This is a genomic window from uncultured Gimesia sp., from assembly GCF_937910335.1.
GTDB lineage: Bacteria > Planctomycetota > Planctomycetia > Planctomycetales > Planctomycetaceae > Gimesia.
Map to the genome: position 1 here is coordinate 1 of NZ_CALEMX010000580.1, position 9,037 is coordinate 9,037.

The 9,037-nt window shown below is 46.3% G+C and carries 6 protein-coding genes and 1 pseudogene; 3 read left to right on the top strand and 4 right to left on the bottom strand.

Features of this window, described 5'->3' with window-relative positions; translation table 11 throughout:
• From Q0668_RS23690 to Q0668_RS23700, 3 genes are all read left to right on the top strand, one after another.
• Nucleotides 1–409: hypothetical protein (locus Q0668_RS23690; protein WP_298869020.1), on the top strand; the 409-nt coding region annotated here is incomplete at its 5' end.
• On the top strand, nt 387–1,019 hold the full coding sequence (locus Q0668_RS23695) for a hypothetical protein (protein ID WP_298869021.1): 633 nt from the start codon (nt 387–389) through the stop codon (nt 1,017–1,019). The genes Q0668_RS23690 and Q0668_RS23695, both read left to right, overlap by 23 nt.
• Nucleotides 1,016–2,260, top strand: coding sequence for a hypothetical protein (locus Q0668_RS23700; RefSeq protein WP_298869022.1), 1,245 nt, complete (start codon nt 1,016–1,018; stop codon nt 2,258–2,260). The genes Q0668_RS23695 and Q0668_RS23700 overlap by 4 nt, the downstream gene beginning before the upstream one ends.
• Nucleotides 2,261–2,279: 19 nt before the next feature.
• On the opposite strand, the gene Q0668_RS23705 is transcribed toward Q0668_RS23700, so the two are convergent.
• From Q0668_RS23705 to Q0668_RS23720, 4 genes and pseudogenes are all read right to left on the bottom strand, one after another.
• Nucleotides 2,280–3,275 carry a tyrosine-type recombinase/integrase gene (locus Q0668_RS23705; RefSeq protein WP_298869023.1) on the bottom strand — a complete coding sequence of 332 codons (996 nt, stop codon included), beginning with the start codon at nt 3,273–3,275 and terminating at the stop codon, nt 2,280–2,282.
• Nucleotides 3,276–3,563: 288 nt separating this feature from the next.
• Entirely contained in the window at nt 3,564–5,381 is a 1,818-nt protein-coding gene (locus Q0668_RS23710) for an ATP-dependent helicase (RefSeq protein WP_298869024.1), read from the bottom strand.
• Nucleotides 5,353–7,191 carry an AAA family ATPase gene (locus Q0668_RS23715; protein ID WP_298869025.1) on the bottom strand — a complete coding sequence of 613 codons (1,839 nt, stop codon included), beginning with the start codon at nt 7,189–7,191 and terminating at the stop codon, nt 5,353–5,355. The genes Q0668_RS23710 and Q0668_RS23715 overlap by 29 nt, the downstream gene beginning before the upstream one ends.
• Before the next feature lie 68 nt (nt 7,192–7,259).
• Nucleotides 7,260–9,037: pseudogene (locus tag Q0668_RS23720) on the bottom strand (type III restriction endonuclease); the annotation flags it as partial.

A 9,037-nucleotide genomic window follows, 5' to 3' on the forward strand; every position in this document is an offset into this window, starting at 1 on the left:
TTTCCAACAATTTGCGATCAAAAACGACGTTGATCACCAAGGGCCAGAGGAGGAAAAGAGCCTCTACGAGCAGTTCTGTGAATACGACACGGGACGAAACGAGGGGCTATATAATCCGATGGTGGGGTTGTGGAATGACTATATACACGACAACCTGACCGATCCTGTTCGGCAGAAAGTGGCACGGATGCTTGAAGACCCAGAATCGGATGTGTCTAAAGTCTCACGTTGGTTTCGTGCTGTACAAATCAAGGCACGAGCCTTGGAGACGGGGGAGTGTGAAATTGACTGGAAAGCTTTTGGGCCGCGTGGCGAAGAATATCTGAAGTGGGAAGAGTTAATCGAATCGATAAACGAGAAGAATGAACAATGGAGAAGGGAGCACGGTGAAAGCGACAACACCGTGTGACGCACTGTTTGACGCAGTCGCAGACATCACCGACAAACTTGGTAATCGGAGCGATGAGATTGCGCCGTTGTTCTTGAAGACAACGGAAGACAAACTAAAGGAGCAGTGTGAATCGTATCTTCAGCGATTGCTTGCTCATAAAACGGTCGATGAGATAGCAGAAGAAACGGGGCTTATTCGCTCCACTGCGGGCTATGCAAAACAGGGCAAATCCGGTTTTGCGAAATACCAAGAATTGGTCGCCCACTACCACAATCCCGACATTCTGTTTCCGTCTAGTTCGGAACGTGTTGCCGCCGGATACGTCCGTGCGATGACCTTCATTCGCAAGATCATTCGGCAGCCGATTATTCGACCGATAGATGAAGAAATCTATCAGTATCTTCGCGTTCTCTTGTCGTCAAACGAGTGGGTCGTCGCAACGGAACCTGCTAATCCTGATTGGAAAACAATCAACCGTATCGGGCCAGGATTGCTACAAGCGGCTCACCAGTTTATCCACGAACCAACTATCGAAACAGTTCCACATCTCGTCGATATCAGCCAAGCATGGTTGACGATATGTGCAGTTGTGTATTTTCAACTTCCTGAGAAGTGGCAAGAGAGATGAGTACGAAATTACAAGAAGCCATTGCACAGTGTTCTAGCCTCGAAGAAGCGGCAGCGAAGATCGTGGAACGGGCACAGCATATGGAAGACATCGCTTGGGAAAAGATTCCAGGTGGTGAGGAGCATGCGGAGTGGGAACAGTTCATCGCTACACTACCAACAGCACCAACAAGTGTGAGCACTGTCGTTGAGGAATCAGTAGGGACACACACAGGGTCTACAGACGCATCAATTGTTGAACCAGAATCTCAACAGAAACAAGTGAAGGCAGAAGCTTTGACACTTCTCCGAAATGCAGTGGATGAATCGCCCCCATCGAACCCAGCGGTGCTGATTGAGCTAAAGCATCTTGCATATATTTTGGAGAATACGGCACAGCCCGAACTTCCCGCTCTCTACACTCATCAGCTATTAGAAATCCGTGAACAGCAACGCTCACTAGCATGGCGGTATCGAAGACCGCACGTCACCGCGACAATTGTATTGTCCATTGCAGCAATCGTGTTTGGAATGCTGTGGCTCGCCAAGAGAGCGGAAGTGGATTTACTTCATAAAGTCATACAGGACTCAACCGGTCACTTCACGATGAAGGTGAGTGATCGGGTCATTGACGTTGCTGCCGATCCATTCAAACCCTTGTTTTATGAAGCCACCGGAACAAATGGAAATTGGATCGAATATGGCCCGCAAACATTCTCACACAGTTACCCTGGAGTTGTAAAGTCAATAAAGCGCATACTGCCAGGTAATGAAGAGATCCCAAAAGGCGTGCCAGGATATATAAAGATTACACTTGCGCCTGAGTTCCAAGGGTACATTAGAATTCGACAAGGGGACAACGAAGAAGATGTGGTCATAACAGCAGATCGCAAGAACACAGAACTGAAGAATCTGGATGCTCTTCAAACCAGCATAAGAGAGCAAATGTATGGTGTTGTGGGAAATATGCGGTTGAACGGGCGTTCGGCAGACGATATTAAGGTCACAGTGAGGATGCTAGAGAAGGTTGAGAACTTGACGACGGAATATGAGAAGAAGGCCGCAGAGGCAAACAGACAATTGCTTACTATACAGTCAATACCGCCAGCAAATCGAAGTTCAGAAGAATGGGGAAAGCTGGATGTTTTACAGCAATCGGTTGCGTTTAATAATTATGCGACAGATAAACTGAAACGATTCGATACGGAAATGAGGAATTGGGTAGACGAGCAGATGCGTGATATGAAGGAAATGGATAAATAGTATATCGAGACATGCTGACTCAGTCATACCGAATCGCATACGCTGGACTTTCAGCCATTCGCTTTTCACTCCTTATATACCGTTGCGTCACTTCTGCTGTGGCATGGCCTGCAAACGCTTGCAAGTCGATGATGTCAAAGCCTTGCCGTCTGGCTTGACTCAAAGCCGTTACCCGCAAGGAGTGGACGGAGATACCACGGGGAAAGCCCAACTGCTTGCTGTATTTTTCAAGTAAGTTCTGCACTGCCCTGGTGGTGAGATGCTTATCATCCCAACCATCACGACCTCGGCCACGGGCTGTTCTGGTCGGACGGAAGAGGGGAGTATTGGGGTGCTCTCGAAGACCGACAATATTGAGATAAGCTTCCAGTTTTTCGCCTGTTTCAGGATTAAGGGGAATGCGACGATGCTTACCGCCTTTTCCATAGACATCGTACACACGATGCACTCCAGTTTCCCGGTAGTCCTTGACCTTCAGGCGTACCAGTTCTCCAACACGAATGGCACCAAAAGCCAGCGAGGCGAACATCGCTGCATCTCGATAGCCAGCGGGGGAGTCATCGGGAGCATCAAGCAGTTCTCTGCATCGATGCGGATCAAGCTCTGGTGTGATGCCATCCTTGGGGACGGGTGGGGCACTCACGAAATGGGAGTGTGCAGGGTTTGCCCCCGTGTAGCCGTACGTCTTCAGATAGGAAAAGAGGGAACGGACAGCAGACACTTTGCGGGCAATGGTGCTGTTGGTGCATCCATCCTGCATCAATACATCGATCCACTTGGCAACGTGCATCGGACGGACGGAAAGAAGCTGCTCAAGATGGGTCGGATCGACACCATAAAATTGCATGAACTGTGCAAGGTCCCGGTCATAGGCATCCCGCGTATGATGCGACCGACTCTTGAGTAGCCATGCCTGCTTGACTTCCACAATCTTGCATCGTAACAAATCGGCAGGTAAGTCAATGCTACCACCGAACACCGGAGCAATGCCACCATCATTCTTACGAATGGTCAAATCATTCGTTGACAGAATACTATTTTGGCCTGTGGTGTGATGTTCATCGGACAGAGGTTGAGGGGGTAGATCATGCTTCGCATAAAACTAGTTATGCGAAGTATACGTCTGGCAGAATCATAACATGGGATCATTGTAGAACACCATAATAAAACACCATGAGTTCATATATCTGTCAACACAGTAACCAACTAGCGAGTTATGAAAACGATGCTGTTATCATACTCTTCAATCCTTAATCTAATATCAGACTGTTCGCCCATCGAACTTGCGTTTTGGCTTGATGCTTTATTCATCTATCAGTGATTTTTCGACTTCATCAACAAATTGTGAACGGCCGTTATTAAATCTTCTACCGTATTGATTTTTGCACCACCCAGAGTAAAGCAGATGTACTTCATGGCGGGCACGAGTCAGTCCCACATAAAAAAGTCGTCGTTTTTCTCTCAGTGTGTCTTCCGAATCGTTATTCCAGGGGATTCGCCCCTGTTCTAATCCGACTATAATTACCACATCATATTCCAGCCCTTTGGCTGAATGCAGTGTTGTTAATGTAAGGTGGTCTGGTGAACCGCCTTGACCACCAAAGAAGGCGACTGTGATTGTATCTAGTTTTCCATTTGCTGAGCTGACTTTGAGAAGATTCTCAACTTTATCTTTGTCATCCCGCAAACGTGGTTCAGAATCTATGGTTTCTTGTAGGCCATGCTTTAATAATTTAGATAGCCAATCACAAAGTTTCATGTCAGGTGTACGATGCTTGAAGAGGAAACTGACCAGTTGGGTTCGGGCGTGCCTATGTTGTAGAGATGAATCAAGGCGTTCATTAAAAGCCAGCCATCTGCTAATCAGTTCGGATAGCCTGACATTCCCATCCTTCCAGGCTCCTGCGCACCAAGCGGCGCAATCTTCAAGCCAATAGGTGACAGGTGATGGCTGGTAAGGATTGTTCCCATCAATTCGCACAAACTGCCAGTCTTTCTGGGAAACAGCTTCCGCGATGATATTTCCATCGTTCTTATCGAGATATAAAATAGCCACATCGCCCAGCCCCCGACCTTTCCGACGTAGTAGAGCTTCTGGGACAATTGTGTCGCAAACATACTTTACCTGATCAACAAGACCGCCAGAGCATTCTTTAAAGTAAACTATTCCAGCATCTTCATGACCGGATTCGAAATCACGACTTTCCGCCAAGGCAGCCTTTGACGCTTGAATGATCTTTTTGCCACAACGGTAATTCAGCTTGAGTTCAACAGGCTCAACATCACCACGGGCTGAGAGTTTCCGCAACAGAGCTGGTTCCGCCCCAGTGAATCCATAAATGGATTGATCTGGATCGCCAACCGCCAACAATCGCATGCCACCCTGAAAACAAAGACATTGGACAAGCTGATCTAGTGGATGTCCCAAATCTTGATACTCATCTACTACCAGGATGGGAAATCGAGCAGTGAGCGATTTTCGCACCCACTCGTGTTTCTTGACGAGATGAAGGCCGATTAAAACCATACCATCAAAATCGATCAAGCCTTTCTCATCAAGTATTCCTTCATAGGCTTCGATAACTTTTGCAGCATCTTCGTCCTTTGTTCGCCACTCTCCTGATTCTCTATCCAAAATTGTTCGACGATATGCATCAAAACGAATATCCCAGCGGTTTTCAATACCGATGGTTTTCCCTAATGCTTCTTTTTGAATTGAGTTTGTTTCAACTGTTGATGCGATAGAAATCGGATACGTTTTAGGAAGCTTCGCCAATTGGGCATAGGGAAGAACAATATGTTTCAGACAAAATCCATGTAGCGTGCCTATTGACGCTCGGTTCCCATCGTCAACGCCAAGTGTTTTTAGACGACGCTTAAGTTCTCTGGCGCACTGATTATTATAAGTTATGCAGGCGATACCTCTCGGAACCTTAACATCCTCAGTTAGCATCCGAGCCATTTTGATAGTCAATGTCTTAGTTTTGCCACTTCCCGGCCCAGCCAGCAACACACAATGTCCAGTGGAATTATATGCTGCCCACTGTCCCTCATTGTTACGAAGATCTTTAGCTTTGAGTATGTAAGACGGCTTATGCAAGCTGGCTTTTCTCAGCGACATATTTCACCCCCTTCAAGATGTACTCAGGACAGTTTTTTTCTCCAGCGACTTCGAGAATACTCGCAAGGCGTTGGGCAAAACGGCCTTTGCCAACGTCATCTATATCTTTAAGAAATCTCTGTGTAGATTCTTCAAAGGGTTGTTGTAATAAATCTGGTGTCTTAGCCAGTTCCTTTATTCGTTCTTTGGCTTTTCCATTTGATGATGTCGTCTCCATTGCCTCCAAAAACTGGCTGGATAAGCCCGTAATAAATAAATCGATCTCAAACGTATGAGAATTCATAAAAACACCCAGCTCAGGTGCCATATTCAGTAAATCTTCAAACTCATTGTCATCCCATGTGCTTGTTTCAATCAACGCACGAACCATTTCATTGACAACTCGATTTGGCCCCAAAGGGTCCCGGTCTTTCCCGTCCTTGGGCTTACGTGGATCAAAATCGGTCAATGCAGTGAATGGTAAATCGAGTCCATTGGGGCCGAGAAGCGTCAAATATGGATAGAAGTTCGTTCCTGAAATTGAGCAAACTGCTATTCCCAGTTCGTCTAGATCATAGCCGTTATTCTTGGCAAGTACTGGCAGCAAGAAACGCTCCGCATCGCCTTCGACAAGAATTACTCCTTTGGCAAACAATACTTCCCCTCGATTCACATCTAAATACCGCTCAAGGTCAGCCAAATCATTAGTATCAAGCGATATTCCCGCAGTTGATACCGCTTCAGTCGCACTGCCATTCTTATTTTGTTTTAGCAGCACGATGTCATTTAAAGGCGTTACGCTGGCGATATGGGGTGAGTGTGTTGTCATCAAAACAGTAGATGATGTCTTAATAGTTTTACGCTGGCCGAACCCACGAGGTCTGAGGTAATTTCTAAAAATCAACCGTTGTAGAATTGGGTGTAGATGAGCCTCTGGTTCTTCAATAGCCCAGAACGTATGGTCTCTATCTCCATCAGCTACCATCTGTTCATACTCTAGTGCTTTCAACGCAAAATACAATAGATTAGCTGAGCCAAGACTTGCGTCGTTGATTCCACGTTTTCCATTATCAATGTAAACACGCAAGGCACGAATCAGTTTATCTGCTTCGGTGGGGGTAAAACGCAATGCGGTTTGGAGCGACTGGCCTTTGCCCATCATATCCACGAGCTTCTTTTCAATAGCATCAGCAACCGCTTTAACCTCCTTTATTTCAGTAAGTTCTGCAGTTGAGACATTTACTTTATCCGCTAGTTTTTCAAGAGTCTCCGCTTCGACTTCTCCCGCGACTTGATCAAGCAAAGGTCGCAATGGTGATCGCGTCCAGCGCATCAGGTCGCCTTCGCAATCTCTCATTGCGGGAAAAAGATCCATCGGCAATCGCTGACGCACCTGATAACTGACAAAGTTTTCTGTTCGATCACCACCGTAGATCACAAATTCATAATCAGAATCTTTTTTGGGATCACCTTCCAATCCTGGTAGTGGTCGCCATTCGTAGGTCAGACGGGAAATCATTGGTTCTGGCTCGATGAGGTGTTCCGCCAACACCGCCAGTTGGTTCTCATTGTCCTCAAAGTCTGCGAGATCCACAGATATACGGATCAAGTCTTCTTCCCCAAGCGGTCGAGTTAAGCCGTCCCAGAAATCCTCATCGCGGAGTTTCCTATCGGAATCCGGAAGGGATGGGTCGAGAATCAGTCGCAACGCATACAGGATGTTGGATTTGCCGATTTTGTTTTCACCAACAATGACGGCATTTTCGCCAAGCTTGATATCTACTGCGTTGAAATTCCTGAAATTGCTGATTTGTATTCGCGATATTCTCACTGAGCAAAATTCTCCCTCTGAGCTATTTTTGGCTTGATCTAATTCAAGGATGGTTCATTGGGCAGTAACTATTCAGTCCCTAGAACCTCATGAATATTGGTCGCTACTTTGTAATCGACACCGATGCAATCGAAGTGAGCTTGGCCACATTCGATCTTTCGTTTTTCCTGTTCGCGTAATTTATCCCGGTCGTGGGTGCTTTTTGTTTCGCGTACCAGATACAGTTTGCAATCCTGTTCTAACACGACTGCCCAGTCAGGGTTGTAGTCTCCTACGGGCGTTGCGACTTTGAACCAGTTCGGCAGTTTGCAGAAGAATTTCACATTTTCATTGCCGTCCAGTTTTTCTGCCACGTCGCGTTCAATCTCTGAATCGAAGGGAATGTAGTCGTAGGGTGTACGATCATCATTGCTTTGAACTTCGTACAGTCTTGAAAGGTATTCCTCGATTTCTTTCTCTTCAAATAACCGCATCTCGTATTCCTGGCCCGTCATTTTTTCATATTTGATGCCGTCCACGATCATTTCATTGAGCGTGCGAGTCAGAAGCTTGGCAACCTCTGTCATGAATGCTTGTGGATTGATTTTAAATTCATCAAGTCGTCCCGATTGATGAAGAATCTCAACCAGCGTACCGCGTGTCAGTTCAGTTTCTCTTTGTAGAAACGCCAGAATATCGGGGAGGAACCGAACCGTCGTTGTCGATTGAGTTTTGCTGTCGAGAACTTTCCCACCTTCAACGCCTGCTTCGCTGATATCAACTTCTGTTTTATCAATCAGAAGATGAACCGGCTCGATCTTCTCCATCTTTTTGATTTTCTCGACCGATTTGGCAATCAACGTCTCTGTCTTAAACTCAAGTGAGTAGCGTGTCTTCTTGTTAATCTTATCCCACAATTGATTGAAGTCTTCATTCAACTCGATACGCTTGTTATAGGTGAGTGTTTTTCGTTCTCGTGCATTGACGATCCTGTTCTTGAAGATGTATCGCTTCATCTCGTCAACAATCACGGGGTGTAAGGCTTCCAGCTCTTCAGGCAGTTCCATTTGAAAACTGTCTTTCTCCGGCGTGAATTTCTCTGTAATGTCACCCGCACTATCGAGATATCCGTTCTCCACAAGAGATTTCCAGATTTTCTCGGACTGTTCCTGACCAATCACTTCGTCACTCACAGGGTCTATGATGGGAGCGAATGCGATTTTCTCGATACGTCCGAACTTGAATCCTTCACCCAGGTCTTTTTCAATATCTGCCTGCAAACCACGGGCGTACTCTTCAAACGATTCGCTGGCTATGACTGTCAGACGGTTGATGTTGTCATCAAAGACGCGATCCCCTTCCTGATTCACCGGCAAACGAAGCCCCCGACCAAGTGTCTGCCGTCGTTCCCGATCTGTCCCCATTTCCCGTAACGTACAAATCTGAAAGACATTCGGGTTGTCCCAGCCTTCACGCAGTGCAGAGTGACTGAAAATAAACCGCAAAGGCTCCTCAGCAGAGAGCAGCCTTTCTTTGTCTCTCATAATCAGTTCATAGGTTTCTTCATCTGCTTTTGTTGTGCCTGAAGAATCTTTGAGTCCGACAACCTTGCCTTTCTTCTTATCTACCGAAAAATAGCCATCATGTACTTCTTCAGCAGAAAACGGCAACAACCCTTTGTAGAATGATTTTTGAGAGACTTCCGCAAATGCTGCTTCGAACCACTGCGCGAGTTTTCCTTTTTGAGGATTGCCCTCTTCGTCGTAAAAACGATAGTTAGCCACCTTATCAATAAAGAACAGTGATAGAACCTTGATCCCGCATTTCCCAGATGACTTCCCTCGCTTTGGCACGTAATTTGCGCCAT

Coding starts and splice junctions, on each gene's coding strand:
- Q0668_RS23700 (WP_298869022.1), top strand. CDS start 1,016: ATGAGTACGAAATTACAAGAAGCCATTGCACAGTGTTCTAGCCTCGAA.
- Q0668_RS23710 (WP_298869024.1), bottom strand. CDS start 5,381: ATGTCGCTGAGAAAAGCCAGCTTGCATAAGCCGTCTTACATACTCAAA.